This is a genomic window from Rhodovulum sp. YNF3179, from assembly GCF_050586465.1.
In the GTDB taxonomy this organism is placed as follows: domain Bacteria; phylum Pseudomonadota; class Alphaproteobacteria; order Rhodobacterales; family Rhodobacteraceae; genus CAJXYS01.
On the sequence record NZ_JBOCEG010000003.1, the window covers coordinates 165,522 to 180,857 of the forward strand.

At 72.5% G+C, this 15,336-nt stretch carries 20 protein-coding genes; 19 read left to right on the forward strand and 1 reads right to left on the reverse strand.

The genetic code is table 11. The annotated features are described in order from the left end of the window. The first annotated feature begins 214 nt into the window (after positions 1-214). The 19 genes from ACQ5SP_RS06100 to ACQ5SP_RS06190 all read left to right on the forward strand — a co-directional run bounded on the left by ACQ5SP_RS06100 (position 215) and on the right by ACQ5SP_RS06190 (position 15,020). Complete coding sequence (locus ACQ5SP_RS06100; protein WP_430937464.1) at positions 215-475, forward strand: hypothetical protein; 261 nt, start codon at positions 215-217, stop codon at positions 473-475. Next, complete coding sequence (locus ACQ5SP_RS06105; protein ID WP_430937465.1) at positions 387-1,757, forward strand: DNA-packaging protein; 1,371 nt, start codon at positions 387-389, stop codon at positions 1,755-1,757. Before ACQ5SP_RS06100 ends, ACQ5SP_RS06105 begins: the two co-directional genes overlap by 89 nt. Before the next feature lie 27 nt (positions 1,758-1,784). Beyond that, a complete protein-coding gene (locus ACQ5SP_RS06110) occupies positions 1,785-2,957 on the forward strand; it encodes a phage portal protein (protein ID WP_430937466.1) in 1,173 nt (390 codons plus the stop codon). Next, on the forward strand, positions 2,954-3,190 hold the full coding sequence (locus ACQ5SP_RS06115) for a GTA head formation protein, RCAP_rcc01685 family (RefSeq protein WP_430937467.1): 237 nt from the start codon (positions 2,954-2,956) through the stop codon (positions 3,188-3,190). The genes ACQ5SP_RS06110 and ACQ5SP_RS06115 overlap by 4 nt, the downstream gene beginning before the upstream one ends. 13 nt (positions 3,191-3,203) lie before the next feature. Next, positions 3,204-3,767, forward strand: a complete 564-nt coding sequence (locus ACQ5SP_RS06120; protein WP_430937468.1) for an HK97 family phage prohead protease — start codon at positions 3,204-3,206, stop codon at positions 3,765-3,767. Positions 3,768-3,803: 36 nt separating this feature from the next. Next, a complete protein-coding gene (locus tag ACQ5SP_RS06125; RefSeq protein ID WP_430937469.1) occupies positions 3,804-4,991 on the forward strand; it encodes a phage major capsid protein in 1,188 nt (395 codons plus the stop codon). 145 nt (positions 4,992-5,136) lie between these two features. After that, on the forward strand, positions 5,137-5,733 hold the full coding sequence (locus ACQ5SP_RS06130) for a head-tail connector protein (protein ID WP_430937470.1): 597 nt from the start codon (positions 5,137-5,139) through the stop codon (positions 5,731-5,733). Next, the gene (locus tag ACQ5SP_RS06135; protein ID WP_430937471.1) at positions 5,730-6,071 is read left to right on the forward strand and encodes a head-tail adaptor protein; all 342 of its coding nucleotides are present in this window, start codon (positions 5,730-5,732) and stop codon (positions 6,069-6,071) included. Before ACQ5SP_RS06130 ends, ACQ5SP_RS06135 begins: the two co-directional genes overlap by 4 nt. Beyond that, on the forward strand, positions 6,068-6,478 hold the full coding sequence (locus tag ACQ5SP_RS06140; RefSeq protein WP_430937472.1) for a DUF3168 domain-containing protein: 411 nt from the start codon (positions 6,068-6,070) through the stop codon (positions 6,476-6,478). Before ACQ5SP_RS06135 ends, ACQ5SP_RS06140 begins: the two co-directional genes overlap by 4 nt. Before the next feature lie 24 nt (positions 6,479-6,502). Next, a complete protein-coding gene (locus ACQ5SP_RS06145) occupies positions 6,503-6,916 on the forward strand; it encodes a phage major tail protein, TP901-1 family (RefSeq protein ID WP_430937473.1) in 414 nt (137 codons plus the stop codon). Then, on the forward strand, positions 6,916-7,239 hold the full coding sequence (locus ACQ5SP_RS06150; RefSeq protein ID WP_430937474.1) for a GTA-gp10 family protein: 324 nt from the start codon (positions 6,916-6,918) through the stop codon (positions 7,237-7,239). Before ACQ5SP_RS06145 ends, ACQ5SP_RS06150 begins: the two co-directional genes overlap by 1 nt. Beyond that, entirely contained in the window at positions 7,236-7,433 is a 198-nt protein-coding gene (locus tag ACQ5SP_RS06155; protein WP_430937475.1) for a rcc01693 family protein, read from the forward strand. The genes ACQ5SP_RS06150 and ACQ5SP_RS06155 overlap by 4 nt, the downstream gene beginning before the upstream one ends. Then, positions 7,430-8,095 (forward strand): phage tail tape measure protein, encoded by a 666-nt coding sequence (locus ACQ5SP_RS06160; protein ID WP_430937476.1) that lies wholly within the window; start codon positions 7,430-7,432, stop codon positions 8,093-8,095. Before ACQ5SP_RS06155 ends, ACQ5SP_RS06160 begins: the two co-directional genes overlap by 4 nt. Before the next feature lie 10 nt (positions 8,096-8,105). Next, positions 8,106-8,738, forward strand: coding sequence for a phage distal tail protein, Rcc01695 family (locus tag ACQ5SP_RS06165; RefSeq protein ID WP_430937477.1), 633 nt, complete (start codon positions 8,106-8,108; stop codon positions 8,736-8,738). Beyond that, positions 8,738-9,628, forward strand: a complete 891-nt coding sequence (locus ACQ5SP_RS06170; RefSeq protein ID WP_430937478.1) for a DUF2163 domain-containing protein — start codon at positions 8,738-8,740, stop codon at positions 9,626-9,628. Before ACQ5SP_RS06165 ends, ACQ5SP_RS06170 begins: the two co-directional genes overlap by 1 nt. Next, on the forward strand, positions 9,625-10,071 hold the full coding sequence (locus ACQ5SP_RS06175) for an NlpC/P60 family protein (RefSeq protein ID WP_430937479.1): 447 nt from the start codon (positions 9,625-9,627) through the stop codon (positions 10,069-10,071). The genes ACQ5SP_RS06170 and ACQ5SP_RS06175 overlap by 4 nt, the downstream gene beginning before the upstream one ends. Then, positions 10,071-13,994: a baseplate multidomain protein megatron gene (locus tag ACQ5SP_RS06180; protein WP_430937480.1), complete on the forward strand. Its 3,924-nt coding sequence runs from the start codon at positions 10,071-10,073 to the stop codon at positions 13,992-13,994. Before ACQ5SP_RS06175 ends, ACQ5SP_RS06180 begins: the two co-directional genes overlap by 1 nt. Beyond that, positions 13,987-14,700 carry a DUF2793 domain-containing protein gene (locus tag ACQ5SP_RS06185; protein ID WP_430937481.1) on the forward strand — a complete coding sequence of 238 codons (714 nt, stop codon included), beginning with the start codon at positions 13,987-13,989 and terminating at the stop codon, positions 14,698-14,700. The genes ACQ5SP_RS06180 and ACQ5SP_RS06185 overlap by 8 nt, the downstream gene beginning before the upstream one ends. Then, a complete protein-coding gene (locus tag ACQ5SP_RS06190; protein WP_430937482.1) occupies positions 14,700-15,020 on the forward strand; it encodes a hypothetical protein in 321 nt (106 codons plus the stop codon). Before ACQ5SP_RS06185 ends, ACQ5SP_RS06190 begins: the two co-directional genes overlap by 1 nt. Here ACQ5SP_RS06190 and ACQ5SP_RS06195 read toward each other — a convergent pair. After that, complete coding sequence (locus tag ACQ5SP_RS06195; RefSeq protein WP_430937483.1) at positions 14,989-15,333, reverse strand: TraR/DksA family transcriptional regulator; 345 nt, start codon at positions 15,331-15,333, stop codon at positions 14,989-14,991. The two genes, ACQ5SP_RS06190 and ACQ5SP_RS06195, sit on opposite strands and share 32 nt — an antisense overlap. Positions 15,334-15,336: the final 3 nt, after the last annotated feature.

Here is a 15,336-nt window from a genome sequence, read left to right on the forward strand (position 1 = left end):
AAACTTCTTGACTTTGCGCGCGGTCCGGAGTATAGCTTTGGGCAAGCTGGCAGAAATGGGCAGGCGGCCCGGGGGCGACCCCGCGGCCGCCTTTCCTTTCGCTCGTGCGGAGGAGCATGAGAGGCAGGCCTAGGCGTATATGTCATTCGATCGGTCCGGCGAGGATGCGCCGTCAGACAGTCTTCTGACGACGGCGCGATCGCAATTCAGACGCATGAACGCGGAGATGAACGATCTCCTCGAGAAACTGCAAGCCGGCGACCCCAAGACGGTCGCCGGGTTCGAAGGGGTGCGGCGCGAATTGCTGCGGGCCCTGAACACGGCTGTCGCGGAGGAACAGAAACTTGAAGAGCGCTGCAAGGCGGAACGGGGCGCCGCCGACGGATATGCCATCGACTTCGACGCGGCGCGCGCTGAAATCGGGCGCCGCCTGGCTCGCCTCCGCGCCGCCGGAGACGGCGGAGACGTTTCTTGAAGGGCTGAGCGAACAGGCCATCCTCGCGCTGCCCTACATCTTCGAATTCTGGGCGCTGGATCATCAGCTGCCGCCCGAGGGCGACTGGAAGAGCTGGGTGATCCTCGGGGGGCGCGGGGCGGGCAAGACCCGCGCCGGGGCCGAGTGGGTGCGCACCCAGGTCGAAGGCGCGCGGCCCCTTGACGTGGGGGCCGCGCGCCGGGTCGCGCTGGTGGGCGAGACGCTCGACCAGGTCCGCGAGGTGATGGTCTTCGGCGAGAGCGGGATCCTCGCCTGTGCGCCGCCGGACCGCCGCCCGCAGTGGGAAGCCACGCGCCGGCGGCTGGTCTGGCCGAACGGGGCCATCGCGCAGGCCTTCTCGGCGCACGAGCCGGAAAGCCTGCGCGGCCCCCAGTTCGACGCCGCCTGGGTGGACGAGTTGGCGAAATGGAAAAAGGGGCGCGAGGCCTGGGACATGCTGCAGTTCGGCCTGCGCCTGGGCACCCATCCGCGCCAGGTGGTGACCACGACACCGCGCAATGTGGGTGTGCTGAAGGAGCTGCTGAAGGCCGCCGACACCGTGGTCACCTCGGCCCCGACCGAGGCCAACCGCGCCTTCCTGGCCGACTCCTTCCTCGCGGCGGTGCGGGCGAAATACGGCGGCACGCGGCTCGGCCGGCAGGAACTCGATGGCGAACTGCTCGAAGAGGCCGAGGGCGCGTTCTGGACCAGCGCCGGGCTCGAGGCCTGCCGCCTGCCCGAGGCACCGGCGCTCAGCCGCGTGGTGGTGGCGGTGGACCCGCCGGTGACGGGTGGCGCCGGTTCGGATGCCTGCGGAATCGTCGTGGCCGGCGCGCTGACCGAAGGGCCGCCCGGCGACTGGCGCGCCGTGGTGCTGGAGGATGCGAGCCTCGCCGGGGCATCGCCCCGGGACTGGGCCGAGGCGGCGATCGCCGCGATGGCGCGCCACGGGGCGGATCGGCTGGTGGCCGAGGTCAACCAGGGCGGCGACCTGGTCGAGAGCGTGATCCGGCAGATCGACCCGCTCGTGCCGTTCCGGGCGGTCCGCGCCGCCCGCGGCAAGGCCGCGCGCGCCGAGCCGGTCGCCGCCCTGTACGAACAGGGCCGCGTCGCGCATCTGCCCGGGCTCGCCGCGCTTGAGGACCAGATGTGCCGGATGACGATCCGCGGCTACGAGGGCGCGGGCAGCCCGGACCGCGTCGACGCGCTGGTCTGGGCGCTGACCGACCTGATGATCGAGCCGGCGGCAAGCTGGCGCCGGCCGCAGATGCGCCCGCTCTGAAGCCTGAAGACAAGGAGACAAGCCTCTATGCTTAGGCAATTATTTCGCCGGTCCGCGCCAGAGGCGGTGCCGGAGCGGAAGGCGTCCGCCACCGGGGCCGTGCTGGCCTGGCCGGGCAGCGGCCGGGTGGCGTGGTCGCCCCGCGACACGGTCTCGCTGACGCGCACGGGCTTTACCGGCAACCCGGTGGGGTTTCGCTGCGTGAAGCTGATCGCCGAGGCGGCCGCGGCGCTGCCGCTGGTGCTGCAGGACGCGGAACGGCGCTACGACACCCATCCGATGCTGACGCTGCTGGCGCGGCCGAACCCGGCCCAGGGTCGGGCCGACCTGCTCGAGGCGCTCTACGGGCAGCTCCTGCTGACCGGGAACGGCTATATCGAGGCGGTCGGGCCCGACGGTGTCCCCGCGGAGCTGCATGTGCTGCGGTCGGACCGGATGAGCCTCGTGCCCGGCCCGGACGGCTGGCCGGTGGCCTATGAATACGCCGTGGGCGGGCGCAAGCATCGTTTCGACATGACCGCGGGCACCCCGGTCTGCCATGTACGCAGCTTTCATCCGCAGGACGACCATTACGGACTCTCGCCGATGCAGGCGGCGGCGGCGGCGCTGGACGTGCACAGCGCGGCCAGCCGCTGGTCGAAGGCGCTGCTGGACAATGCCGCGCGGCCCTCGGGCGCGATCGTCTACCGCGGCAGCGACGGGCAGGGCGCGCTGAGCGAGGCGCAATATATTCGGCTCCAGGATGAAATGGCCGCCCATCACCAGGGCGCCGCCAATGCGGGGCGCCCGATGCTGCTGGAAGGCGGTCTGGACTGGAAGCCGATGGGCTTCTCGCCGGCGGATATGGAATTCCAGAAAACCAAGGAGGCCGCGGCGCGCGAGATCGCGCTGGCCTTCGGCGTGCCGCCGATGCTGCTGGGCCTGCCGGGCGATGCGACCTACGCCAACTACCAGGAGGCCAACCGCGCCTTCTACCGCCTGACGGTGCTGCCGCTGGCCACGCGGGTCACGGCGGCGGTGTCGCACTGGCTTTCGGGGCTCGCCGGGGGCGCGCTGGACCTGCGCCCGGACCTGGACGCGGTGCCGGCGCTGGCCGCCGAGCGCGACGCGCAATGGGCGCGGGTCACGGGCGCGGCGTTCCTGACCGATGCCGAGAAACGCCGGTTGCTGGGCCTGCCGGCGGTGCCGGAGGATGAATGACCCTGCGCGCACGGGGAGGATCGCGTTTCCTCTACGAGCCGTTCGACACCGCGGCGCGCGTGGAGGCCAACGAACGGGTGCTCGACGAGAGATGGGCCGGGCTCGAACGCCGGCTCCAGGCGATCGAGACGATGCTGGAGCGGCTGGAGCGCCGGCTCTGGCTGGCGGTCTTCGGTGTCGTCGCCTTCATCCTGACGCGGGGGGTCCTGGCGATCCTCGAAATGGGGCCCTGAAGGGGGATAATACATGATTTCGGATACCTATATCCCGGAGCTCGAGCGAAAATTCTGCCGCTTCGAGACCGTGCCGGAGGTCGGCGAGGACGCGGTGATCGCGGGCTACGCCTCTGTCTTCGGGACGCCGGACCAGGGCGGTGACACGGTCGCGCGCGGCGCCTATGCCCGGTCGCTCGAGGCGCTGGCGGGGTCCGGACGGCGGGTCAAGATGCTCTGGCAGCACGATCCGGCCCAGCCCATCGGGGTCTGGGACGAGGTGCGCGAGGACGCGCGCGGTCTCTATGTCAGGGGGCGTATCCTCGATGCCATCGCCCGCGGGCGCGAGGCGCTGGCGCTGATCCGGGCGGGGGCGATCGACGGGCTTTCCATCGGCTACCGCACGGTCAAGGCCGAGCGGGACGGCAAGGGCCGGCGGCTGCTGGCCGATCTCGATCTCTGGGAAGTGTCCCTCGTGACCTTCCCGATGCTGCCCGAGGCGCGGATCGGCGCCAAGACCGTCGCGGAGGAAGAGGCGCTGGCCCGGGCCGTCGCCGAGACCTTCGCCGAGGCCGGGCGCCTGATCGCCCGGGACTGACGGGCGCGAAACCATCATCAGCAACAGGACCGAAAGATGAGCGAGACCGACCAGGCGGCCGGGCGGACCGGCCGTGCCACGGCAATCGAGGTGAAGACCGCCCTTGCCGGTTTCCTGAGCGATTTCAGGGAATTCCAGGACGATATCAAGACCAGGCTTCAACAACAGGAAGAGCGAGTTGCCATGCTGGACCGCAAGACCATGACCCAGAGGCGCCCGGCGCTGGCCGCCGCGGCCGAGACCGGGGCGCCCCATCAGAAGGCCTTCCAGGCCTATCTGCGTTCGGGCGACGACGATGCGCTGCGCGCGCTGGAGCTGGAGGAGAAGGCGCTCTCCTCGGCGGTGGCGGCCGAGGGCGGCTACCTCGTCGATCCCGAGACCGCGGCACGCATCCAGGGCGTGCTGAAGGCGACGGCGTCGATCCGGGCGATCGCGAACGTGGTGCAGGTCGAGGCGACCGCCTATGACGTGCTGGTCGATCACGGCGAGTTCGGCGCGGGCTGGGCCACCGAGACCGCCGCGGTGGGCGAGACCGACACCCCCCAGATCGACCGCATCCCGATCCCGCTGCACGAGCTTTCGGCGCTGCCCAAGGCGAGCCAGCGGCTGCTGGACGATGCGGCCTTCGACATCGAGGGCTGGCTGGCGACCCGGATCGCCGACAAGTTCGCCCGCGCCGAGGCCGCGGCCTTCGTCGCCGGGGACGGGGCCGACAAGCCCACCGGCTTCCTGAGCCATCCCACGGTCGCGCAGGATGCCTGGGACTGGGGCAAACTGGGCTATGTCGCCTCGGGCAAGGACGGGGATTTCGCAGATTCCAACCCGGCCGATGCCATCGTCGACCTGGTCTACGCGCTTGGCGCGCGCTACCGCGCCAATGCGAGTTTCGTCATGAACTCCAAAACCGCGGGCGCGGTGCGCAAGATGAAGGATGCGGATGGCCGCTTCCTCTGGTCCGACGGGTTGGCCGCCGGGGAACCGGCCCGGCTCATGGGGTACCCGGTGCTGATTGCCGAGGACATGCCCGACATCGCGCTCGACAGCACGGCCATCGCCTTCGGCGATTTTGCCGCCGGCTACACCATCGCCGAGCGGCCGGACCTGCGCATCCTGCGCGACCCGTTCTCGGCCAAGCCGCATGTGCTGTTCTACGCCACCAAGCGCGTGGGCGGCGACGTCAGCGATTTCGCGGCGATCAAGCTGATGAAGTTCGCGGCGGTCTGAGCCGAAGGGTGACGGCCGCGCGAGGGCCGGCGCGGGTCTCCCGCGCCGGCCGGGGCGCGTGGCGCCCGCGTCATCCAGCTGCTTCCCTCCGCCAGGACGGCGCGGGGCCGCGCGCCCCATACGACAGGTTTTCCGGAGTTTTTCCATGATGTTAGTCGAGTTGGCGCCGGTCGAGTCGGCGGTGCTGCCGGTCGCGGAACTGGGGGCGCATCTGCGCCTGGGCACCGGGTTTCCCGATGACGGGGCGGAGGACGCCGCCTTGGAGCGCTACCTGCGCGCCGCGATCGCCGCGGTCGAGGCGCGCAGCGGCAAGGCGCTGATCCGGCGCGGGTTCTCCTGGACGCTCTCGGGCTGGCGCGAGCCGGACGGCCAGGCCTTGCCGGTAGCCCCGGTGACGGAGGTGACCGCCGTCACCATCCGCGATCACGCCGGCGCCGAGACGGTGGTCGATCCCGCGCGCTACGCGCTGGTCAAGGACAGTTTCCGCCCGCGGCTCGCCGCGATCGGGCCGGCGCTGCCGCTGGTGCCCGAGGCGGGCGTGGTCGAGCTGCGCTTCGAGGCCGGCTATGACGCGTCATGGGCGGGGGTGCCGCCCGAGCTCTGCCAGGCGGTGATGCTTCTTGCGGCCCATTACTACGAGCAGCGTGCCGATGCGGCGGGCGTCGAGGGCGCCATGCCCTTCGGCGTGATGGCCCTGATCGAGCATTTCCGCACCGTCCGCACCATCGGGGGCCGGAGATGAGGCCGGTGCAGCTGACCCGGAAACTGGTTCTGGAGACGCCCGCGCGCGTGCCCGACGGCGCCGGCGGCCATGCCGAGAGCTGGACGGCGACGGGCACGGTCTGGGCCGATCTGCGGGCCGGGTCGGGCCGCCGGGACGATGCGGGCGGGCTGGATCGCGCGCGGGTGGCCTATCGCGTCATCCTGCGCGCCGCGCCGCCGGGATCGGCCCGGCGGCCGCGGGCCGGCCAGCGGCTGCGCGGGGTCGACGGGCGCGTGTTCCGGATCGCGGCCGTGGCCGAGGACGATCCGGCGGGGCGCTACCTGACCTGTTTCGCCACCGAGGAGGCCCCGGCATGAGTTACGCGCAGTCCGCCGCGCTGCAGGCCGCGGTCTACGAGACGCTGGCCACCGATCCGGCGCTGAACGCGCTGCTGGGCGACGCCATTTTCGACACCGCGCCCGCGGACACCTTGCCGCCGCTCTATGTCCGGCTCGGCCCTGAACAGGTGCGCGACAGCTCCGATGCGTCGGGGCCGGGCGCCGTCCATGACTTCACGGTGCTGGTCGGCGGGCGCACGGGCGGCTTCCACGCGGCCAAGAGCGTCGCGGCGGCGGTCTGCGAGGCCCTGCACGACACCCCCCTGGCGCTGGCGCGCGGACGGCTCGTGAGCCTGCGCTTTACCCGCGCCCGCGCCCGCCGCGGCGCCGGTGCCGGGGAAAACCTGATCGAGCTGCGCTTCCGGGCGCGGCTCGAGGATGCCTGACCGACGAGAACCCAGGAGAGAGATATGGGAGCCCAGAAAGGCAAGGACCTGCTGGTCAAGCTGGACATGACCGGGTCCGGCAGTTTCGAGACCATCGCGGGCCTGCGCGCCACGCGCATCAGCTTCAATGCAGAGCCGGTGGACGTGACATCGCTCGACAGCCAGGGCGGCTGGCGGGAGCTTCTGGCCGGGGCCGGCGTCCGCGCCGCCGCGATCAGCGGCTCGGGCGTATTCCGCGATGCCGGCACCGACGAGCGGGCGCGGCAGATCTTCTTCGACGGCGAGGTGCCGGATTTCCAGGTGGTGATCCCGGATTTCGGCGTGGTCGAGGGGCCGTTCCAGATCACCGCGATCGAGTATGCCGGCAGCCATGACGGCGAGGCCAGCTACGACCTGACCATGGCCTCGGCCGGCGCGCTCAGCTTCACGGGGCTCTGATGGCCAATCCCTGGGCGGGCGAGGTGCAGCTGACCCTCGACGGTGTGGCGCATGATTGCCGGCTGACGCTGGGCGCGCTGGCCGAGCTCGAGGCCGCGCTTGCCGACGAGAGCCTGCTGGCCCTGGTCGAACGGTTCGAGACGGGCCGCTTCGGCACGCGCGACATTCTCGCCGTCGTGGTGGCCGGTCTGCGCGGCGGCGGCTGGCGGGGCGGCGCGGCCGACCTGCTGGCCGCCGAGATCGCGGGCGGCCCGATGGAAGCCGCCCGCGTGGCCGCGCAACTGCTGGCGCGCGCGTTCCGCCTGCCCGGGCCAGAGGCATGAGCGGTCTCGACTGGCCGGGGCTGATGCGGGCGGGGATCCGGGGGCTGGGGCTGCGCCCGGCAGAGTTCTGGGCGCTGACCCCGGCCGAGTTGATGCTGATGCTGGGCGGGACGGGCGGCGCGTCCGGCATGAGCCGCGCCGGGCTCGAGGCGTTGGCGCGGCGCTTTCCCGACGAGACGGAGGAACAGGCATGACGGAAGTCTTCGAGGATCTGGAGGCGCTCGACGACGAGATCGCGGCGCTGGAGACGGCGCTCGGCGGCGCGCGCGAGATGTCGTCGGCCTTCCAGGGGGAACTGGCCGCGATGCGGCAGACGCTGCTTTACACCGGGCGCGAGGTCGACTCGCTTTCGAAAAGAATCGGCTCGGGGCTGCGCCGGGCCTTCGACGGCCTGGTCTTCGACGGCATGCGGCTGTCAGACGCGCTGCGCGAGGTCGGCCGCGCCATGAGCCGCGCGGCCTACGACACGGCCATGAAGCCGGTGCAGGACGGGCTTGGCGGCGCGATCGCGGAGGGGATGAACGCGCTCGTCTCGGGGCTGTTGCCCTTCGAGAAGGGCGCGCCGTTCAGCCAGGGACGGGTGCAGCCCTTCGCGCGCGGGGGCGTGGTCTCTGGCCCCACCTATTTCCCGATGCGCGGCGGGGTCGGGCTGATGGGCGAGGCCGGGCCCGAGGCGATCCTGCCGCTGGCGCGCGGGCCCGACGGCCGGCTCGGGGTGGAAAGCCGGTCGGCGGGACGCGCTGTGCAGGTCACGGTCAACGTCACGACGCCCGACGTCGAGGGCTTCCGCCGCTCGCAGTCGCAGATCGCCGCCCAGGTGAGCCGCGCGCTGGCGCGCGGGGCCCGCAACCGCTGAGGAGAGGCGCATGAGTTTCCACGAGATTCGCTTCCCGTCGGCGCTGAGCTTCGGATCGGTCGGCGGGCCCGAGCGGCGCACCGAGATCGTCACGCTGGCCAACGGCGCGGAGGAGCGCAACACCCCCTGGGCGGATGCGCGCCGGCGCTACGACGCGGGCGTCGGGTTGCGCTCGCTCGACGATATCGAGACGCTGGTGGCCTTCTTCGAGGCGCGCCAGGGGCAGCTCAACGGGTTCCGCTGGAAGGACTGGACCGACTACAAGTCCTGCGCGCCCTCGGCCGAGCCGGCCTTCACCGACCAGGTGATCGGCACCGGCGACGGGGCGACGGCCGTGTTCCAGCTGTCGAAGGAATACCGATCCGGCGACCAGGCCTATCGCCGCCCGATCACCAAGCCCGTCGCGGGCACGGTGCGGCTGGGGCTGGGGGCCGACGCGCTGGTCGAGGGCGTCCACTACGCGGTCGACACGACGACCGGGGCGGTGACGCTGGCCGAGCCGCCGGGCGGCGGCGCGGCGGTCACGGCCGGGTTCGAATTCGACGTGCCGGTGCGGTTCGACACCGACCGGATCCAGACCTCCGTGGCCAATTTCGCGGCCGGCGAGGTGCCGGCCGTGCCGGTGGTGGAGGTGCGCGTCTGATGCGGGACTTGAACGCGGGCCTCGCCGCGCACCTGGCGACGGGGGCGACGACGCTTTGCCGGGCCTGGGCGGTGACGCGCCGGGACGGCCGGGTTCTGGGGTTTACCGATCATGATCGCGACCTCGTCTTCGACGGCGTGACCTTCCGCGCCCGGTCGGGGCTGACCGCCTCGGCGCTGCAGCAGACGAGCGGGCTTGCGGTGGACAACGCTCAGGCCGTCGGCGCGCTGTCGGACGCCTCGGTGACCGAGGACGATATCCTCGCGGGGCTCTATGACGGCGCGGCGCTTCGCATCTGGCTGGTCAACTGGACCGATCCGGCGCAAAGGCAGCTCCAGTTCCGGGGCAGCCTGGGCGAGATCCGGCGCGCCGGAGGGCGCTTCGAGGCGGATCTGCGCGGCCTGGCCGAGGCGCTGAACCGGCCGCAGGGCGGGGTCTACCAGCGGGACTGCGCGGCGGTGCTGGGCGATGCGCGCTGCGGCTTCGATCTCGATACGCCCGGCTACAGCGGCGAGGCCGTCATCGAGTCGCTCGAGGACGGGCGCGTGCTGCGCTGCACCGGGCTCGACGGCTTCGCGGCCCGCTGGTTCGAGCGCGGCCGGCTCGACGTGCTGGACGGGGACGCCGCCGGGGCCGGGGGCGTGGTGAAGACCGATCGCGGCGATGGCGCGCGGCGCGAGATCGGACTCTGGGAGACGATTCGCGGCGCGCTGGCGGCGGGCGACCGGGTGCGGTTGCGCCCGGGATGCGACAAGCGGGCCGAAACCTGCCGATTCAAGTTCCACAACTTCGAGAACTTCCGCGGCTTTCCCCATATCCCCGGCGACGACTGGCTGATGGCCTATCCGAAACCGGGCGGCCCCCATGACGGCGGGAGCCGGTCGGAATGAACACCGTCGCGGAGGCGGCCATACGCGCGGCGCGGGGCTGGATCGGCACGCCCTATCGTCACCAGGCCTCGGTCCGCGGGGCGGGGGCGGATTGCCTCGGCCTGCTGCGCGGGGTCTGGCGCGAGCTTTACGGGGCCGAGCCCGAAGCCGTGCCGCCCTATACCCGCGACTGGTCCGAGCCCGCGCGGGACGAGGCGCTCTGGGCGGCGGCGGCGCGGCACCTGCGGGCCAGGCCGCTCGACGCGCCGGCGCCGGGCGACGTCCTGCTGTTTCGCATGCGCCGGGGGGCGGTGGCGAAACACCTGGGCCTGGCCTCGGCCGTCGGGGCGGAGGCTCGCTTCATCCATGCCTATGAGGGCCACGGCGTGGTCGAAAGCCCGCTCTCGGCTCCCTGGGCGCGGCGCGTCGTGGCGCGCTTTGCCTTTCCCGAACGGAGACACTGATGGCAACCATCCTTCTCTCGGCTGCGGGTGCGGCGGCCGGCGCTGTCACGGGCGGTGCCTTTGCCGGCCTGTCCTCGGTGGTGATCGGGCGCGCGGCCGGGGCGACGCTCGGCCAGCTGATCGACCAGCGGCTGCTCGGGCAGGGGGCCGAGGCGGTGGAGACCGGCCGCGTGGACCGGTTCCGCCTGACGGGCGCGCGCGAGGGGACGGCGGTGCCGGTCCAGTGGGGCCGGATGCGCGTGGCCGGGCAGGTGATCTGGGCCTCGCGCTTCACCGAGCACAAGACCAGCTCGGGCGGCGGCAGCGGCAAGGGCGGCGCCCCGCGGCCCCAGACCACCAGCTACAGCTACTCGGTGAGCCTTGCGCTGGCGCTGGGCGAGGGCGTCTGCAGCCGGATCGGGCGGATCTGGGCCGATGGGGCCGAGATCGCGCCGGACGATCTGACGTTGCGCTTCTACCCCGGGGATGCCCGGCAGCTGCCGGATCCAACGATCGCCGCGATCGAGGGGGCAGGCGCCGCGCCGGCCTATCGCGGCACGGCCTATGTGGTGATCGAGGATCTCGATCTCGCGCCCTATGGCAACCGGGTGCCGCAGCTGTCCTTCGAGCTGTTCCGCCCGGCGCAGCCGGCGGTGCCCGCGGGTCCCGGGCGCCCGGCCGATCTCGTGCAGGGGGTCGCGCTGATCCCGGGGACCGGCGAATACGCCCTGGCGACCACGCCGGTGCGCTTCTCCGAAGGGCCCGGCGTGAGCCGCACCGCGAACGTCAACACGCCGAGCGGCAAGAGCGATCTCGAGACGGCGCTTGACGCGCTGCGCGGCGAGGTGCCGAACTGCCGGTCGGTCTCGCTGGTGGTCAGCTGGTTCGGAACCGACCTGCGCGCGGGCCAGTGCCGGCTGGAGCCCCGGGTGGAACAGACCGCGGCCGACGGGCAGGACATGGCCTGGCAGGTGTCGGGGCAGGGGCGCGCGGGGGCGGTTCCGGTCTCGCGGCGCGACGACCGGCCGGCCTTCGGCGGCACGCCGGCAGATGCCTCGGTGATCGAGGCGATCCGGGCGATCCGGGACGGCGGGCAGGAAGTGATGTTCTACCCCTTCATCCTGATGGATGTGCCCGAGGGCAACGCGCTGCCCGATCCCTGGACCGGGGCGGACAGCCAGCCCGTCTATCCCTGGCGCGGGCGGATCACGCTCGCGGCGGCGCCGGGGCGGGACGGAACACCAGACGGCACCGCGGCCGCCGAGGCCGAGGTCGCCGCCCTTTTCGGCAGCGCCGCGCCGGGCGACTTCACGCGCACCGCCGATGGCGTCGCCTATCACGGGCCGGCGGAATGGTCGTATCGCCGCTTCATCCTGCACTATGCCCATCTCTGCGTGGCCGCGGGCGGCGTCGAGACCTTCTGCATCGGTTCCGAGATGCGCAGCCTGACGCAGATCCGCGGGCCGGGGAACAGCTTCCCGGCGGTCGCGGCGCTGCGCAGCCTGGCCCGGGACGTGCGCACGATCCTCGGCGCGGGACCGCGGATCGGCTATGCCGCCGACTGGTCGGAATATTTCGGCTATCACCCGGCGGACGGGTCGGGTGACGTTTTCTTCCATCTCGACCCGCTCTGGGCCGACGCGGCGATCGACTTCATCGGCATCGACAACTACATGCCGTTGTCGGATTGGCGCGAGGGGTCCGATCACGCCGATGCCGCGCATGGGGCGATCTACGATCTGGGCTATCTCGCGGGCAACGTCGCCGGGGGTGAAGGCTATGACTGGTTCTACGAGTCCGACGCCGCGCGCGCGGCGCAGATCCGCACCCCGATCACCGACGGCGCCCATGGCGAGCCCTGGGTGTTTCGCTACAAGGACATCCTGAACTGGTGGCGCAACCCGCATCACGACCGGGTTGGCGGGGTGCGGGCCGCGACGCCGACGGCCTGGGTGCCGGAATCCAAGCCCGTCCTCTTCACGGAGATCGGCTGCCCGGCCGTCGACAAGGGCACCAATCAGCCGAATGTCTTCGTCGACCCGAAGTCTTCGGAATCCGCGCTGCCGCGGTTTTCCGACGGACGGCGCGACGACCTGATCCAGTTGCAATACCTGCGGGCGCTCTACGCCCATTGGGGCGATCCGGCGCGGAACCCGGACTCGTCGGTCTATGGCGGGCCGATGGTGGACATGTCGCGCGCCCATGTCTGGGCTTGGGATGCGCGGCCCTGGCCGGCTTTCCCGAATGCCCGCGCGCTCTGGACGGATGGCGAGAACTACGCCCGCGGGCACTGGGTCAGCGGGCGCATCGCCTCCGAAACGCTGGACGACGTCGTCGCCGAGATCTGCGAGCGCTCTGGCATGGCGGACCACGACACCGCCCGTCTGCACGGCATCCTGCGGGGCTATGCCCAGGCCGAGACCGACACCGCGCGCGCGGCGCTGCAGCCCCTGATGCTTGCCCACGGGTTCGACGCGGTGGAGCGCGACGGGATCATCCGGTTCGCCAACCGCGACGCGGTGGCCGATGCCGTGCTGGACCCCGCGACGCTGGCGGTCGCGGGTGACCTGCCGGGCGGGATCGAGACCGCGCGCCTGCCCGAGGCCGAGACGGCGGGGCGGGTGCGGCTGTCCTATGTCGAGGCCGACGACGCCTATGCCGCCCGTGCCGCCGAGGCGGTGTTCCCCGGCGAGGAAAGCCACGCGGTCGCCGGCACGGAACTGCCGCTCGCGCTGACCGGGGCCGAGGCCCGCGGCATCGTCGAGCGCTGGCTGGCCGAGTCCCGCGTCGCGCGGGACACGCTGCGTTTCGCGCTGCCGCCTTCCGACGCGGCGCTGGGCGCCGGCGACGTCGTGGCCCACGGGACGGGCGCTGCGGCGGCGCTCTACCGGATCGACCGGGTCGAGGACGCGGGCGCGCGCCAATGCGAGGCGGTGCGCGTCGAGCCGACCCTCTTCCGGCCGAGCGACGCGGTGGAAGAGATGCCGGCGGTGCGGCCCTTCTCGGTGGCGGGGCCGGTCTTTCCGCTGTTCCTGGACCTGCCGCTCCTGACGGGAGCCGAGGTACCGCACGCCCCGCATATCGCCGTGACGGCGACCCCCTGGCCGGGGTCGGTCGCGGTCTACGACGCGCCCGAGGATGCGGGCTACAGTCTCAATCGCTTGATCGAGCGCGGCGCGACGCTCGGCGTGACCGAGACCCCGCTCCACCGGGCCGATCCGTCGGTCTGGGACCGGGGCGCGGCGCTCCGGCTGCGGGTCTATGGCGGCACGCTGTCCTCGGCCGGCACGGCGCAGGTGCTGAACGGGGCGAACGCCGCGGCGATCGGCAGCGGCTCGGGCGGAGACTGGGAGATCTTCCAGTTCACCGAGGCGCGGCTGGTGGGCGACGGGCTTTACGCGCTGTCGCTGCGGCTGCGCGGGCAGCTCGGCACCGATGCGGTCATGCCCGAGGAATGGCCGCCGGGGTCCTATGTCGTCCTGCTCGACTCGGCGCCGGTGCAGATCGACCTGGCCCCGGCAGCGCGCGATCTCGCGCGGCATTTCCGCATCGGCCCCGCCCAGCGGGGGTATGACGACCCGGTCTATCACCACGAGCAACGGGCGTTCCGCGGCAACGGCCTGCGCCCCTATGCCCCGGTGCATCTGCGGGCGGCGCGGGCCGGGGACGGGGCGCTCGATATCAGCTGGATCCGGCGCAGCCGCATCGACGGCGACAGCTGGGCCTCGACCGAGGTGCCGCTGGGCGAGGCGCAGGAGGCCTATCTGCTGCGCGTCACCCGCGACGGCACGATCCTGCGCGAGGCCAAGACCGCCGTGCCGGGCTGGCACTATGACGCGGCGGCGCGCGCGGCCGACGGCATCGCGCCGGTCACCGTCGAGGTGGCGCAGATTTCCGACCGGTTCGGACCCGGACCCTTTGCGAGGATGGTCATAGATGAGTGAGACGGCGAACACCGGCCTGCCGCTGCTGCAGGCCTCGCAGGCGCAAAAGCATGTCACGATGAACGAGGCGCTGGCGCGGATCGACGCGCTCTTGCAACTGACGCTGGTTTCGCGGGCCGTGACGATCCCGCCCGAGACCGCGACGGACGGCAGCGCCTATGCCGTGCCCGCCGGGGCGGTGAACGCCTGGGAGGGGCAGGAGGGCAAGCTCGCGCTCCGGCTCAATGGCGGCTGGGTCTTCCTGGCGCCGCGGGCCGGCTGGCGGGCCTGGGTCGCCGACGAGGCGCGGGCGGTCCACCACACCGGCGCGGCCTGGGCGGACACGCCCGCCGCGGCCGGTGCGGGCGGCGCGGCGACCCGCTTCGAGGTGGCGGAGTTCGACCACGAGGTGATCGCGGGCGGCGCCCACGAAGCGGGCGTGGTCATTCCCTGGGGCACGCAGGTGATCGGCGTCACGGCGCGGGTGCTCGAGCCGGTGACGGGCAGCCTGTCGGGCTGGCGGCTGGGGGTCGCGGGCTCGGACAATCGCTATGGCTCGGGGCTGAGCCTCGTGGCCGGGAGCTGGGTGCGGGGGCTGACTGGCACGCCGGTGAGCTACTATTCCGATACCCCGCTCCTGTTGACGCCCGAGGGCGGCACCTTCGCGGGCGGGCGGCTCCGGATGGCGATCCATCTGTTGCGGCTGGACGTGCCGGCGCTGGGCTGATGCGCCCGGTGCTGCACGGCGACGTGGTGACGGCGGCGCGCGCGCTCTGCGCGGCGCCGGCGGCGGGGCGCGCGGGGCTGGCGGCGCGGCTTCTCATGGAGGCGGGCGCGGCCGACGCGTACCGCCGGCATACCGGGCGCCGCCACCCGGCCTGGGGCGATGGCACGCTGCAGGCTGCCGCCGCGCGCCGGCCGCTTGCGCCGGAGCCGCGGCTGGACGATCCGGTCTACGCGGAATGCATGATGCTGGTCTTCGAGGCGCTGGTCGCGGGCGGGCCCGGCGGGCGGGCTAGCCCGCGGCGCAACTCACGCAGCGGGTGATCGTCGGATCGAGCGCGAGGCGCTTCGGCGGGATGTCCTCGCCGCAGCTGTCGCAGAAGCCGAACTCGCCCGCGGCGATGCGCGCGAGCGCCGCGGCGATGCGGGTCTCCATCTGCCGGCGCCGGGCATGGGTGGCCTGGGCCATGGCCTGCTGCTGCAGCGCGTCCATCCGGCTCAGCCGCCCGACCGACTGCTGGTCGAGCGTGACGGTCGCGCGGTTGCCGCCGGCTTTTTCCGCGTGATCGGACAGGTCGGCGCGCATCTCGAGGAGCTGCCGGCGGAACCCCTCGATCTCGTCATCGCTCAAGGACATGTG

What these genes read in the sequence shown, in the direction of transcription:
- ACQ5SP_RS06100 (WP_430937464.1), top strand. Translation starts at nt 215, where the DNA reads ATGAACGCGGAGATGAACGATCTCCTCGAGAAACTGCAAGCCGGCGAC.
- ACQ5SP_RS06105 (WP_430937465.1), top strand. Translation starts at nt 387, where the DNA reads ATGCCATCGACTTCGACGCGGCGCGCGCTGAAATCGGGCGCCGCCTGG.
- ACQ5SP_RS06110 (WP_430937466.1), top strand. Translation starts at nt 1,785, where the DNA reads ATGCTTAGGCAATTATTTCGCCGGTCCGCGCCAGAGGCGGTGCCGGAG.
- ACQ5SP_RS06115 (WP_430937467.1), top strand. Translation starts at nt 2,954, where the DNA reads ATGACCCTGCGCGCACGGGGAGGATCGCGTTTCCTCTACGAGCCGTTC.
- ACQ5SP_RS06120 (WP_430937468.1), top strand. Translation starts at nt 3,204, where the DNA reads ATGATTTCGGATACCTATATCCCGGAGCTCGAGCGAAAATTCTGCCGC.
- ACQ5SP_RS06125 (WP_430937469.1), top strand. Translation starts at nt 3,804, where the DNA reads ATGAGCGAGACCGACCAGGCGGCCGGGCGGACCGGCCGTGCCACGGCA.
- ACQ5SP_RS06130 (WP_430937470.1), top strand. Translation starts at nt 5,137, where the DNA reads ATGATGTTAGTCGAGTTGGCGCCGGTCGAGTCGGCGGTGCTGCCGGTC.
- ACQ5SP_RS06135 (WP_430937471.1), top strand. Translation starts at nt 5,730, where the DNA reads ATGAGGCCGGTGCAGCTGACCCGGAAACTGGTTCTGGAGACGCCCGCG.
- ACQ5SP_RS06140 (WP_430937472.1), top strand. Translation starts at nt 6,068, where the DNA reads ATGAGTTACGCGCAGTCCGCCGCGCTGCAGGCCGCGGTCTACGAGACG.
- ACQ5SP_RS06145 (WP_430937473.1), top strand. Translation starts at nt 6,503, where the DNA reads ATGGGAGCCCAGAAAGGCAAGGACCTGCTGGTCAAGCTGGACATGACC.
- ACQ5SP_RS06150 (WP_430937474.1), top strand. Translation starts at nt 6,916, where the DNA reads ATGGCCAATCCCTGGGCGGGCGAGGTGCAGCTGACCCTCGACGGTGTG.
- ACQ5SP_RS06155 (WP_430937475.1), top strand. Translation starts at nt 7,236, where the DNA reads ATGAGCGGTCTCGACTGGCCGGGGCTGATGCGGGCGGGGATCCGGGGG.
- ACQ5SP_RS06160 (WP_430937476.1), top strand. Translation starts at nt 7,430, where the DNA reads ATGACGGAAGTCTTCGAGGATCTGGAGGCGCTCGACGACGAGATCGCG.
- ACQ5SP_RS06165 (WP_430937477.1), top strand. Translation starts at nt 8,106, where the DNA reads ATGAGTTTCCACGAGATTCGCTTCCCGTCGGCGCTGAGCTTCGGATCG.
- ACQ5SP_RS06170 (WP_430937478.1), top strand. Translation starts at nt 8,738, where the DNA reads ATGCGGGACTTGAACGCGGGCCTCGCCGCGCACCTGGCGACGGGGGCG.
- ACQ5SP_RS06175 (WP_430937479.1), top strand. Translation starts at nt 9,625, where the DNA reads ATGAACACCGTCGCGGAGGCGGCCATACGCGCGGCGCGGGGCTGGATC.
- ACQ5SP_RS06180 (WP_430937480.1), top strand. Translation starts at nt 10,071, where the DNA reads ATGGCAACCATCCTTCTCTCGGCTGCGGGTGCGGCGGCCGGCGCTGTC.
- ACQ5SP_RS06185 (WP_430937481.1), top strand. Translation starts at nt 13,987, where the DNA reads ATGAGTGAGACGGCGAACACCGGCCTGCCGCTGCTGCAGGCCTCGCAG.
- ACQ5SP_RS06190 (WP_430937482.1), top strand. Translation starts at nt 14,700, where the DNA reads ATGCGCCCGGTGCTGCACGGCGACGTGGTGACGGCGGCGCGCGCGCTC.
- ACQ5SP_RS06195 (WP_430937483.1), bottom strand. Translation starts at nt 15,333, where the DNA reads ATGTCCTTGAGCGATGACGAGATCGAGGGGTTCCGCCGGCAGCTCCTC.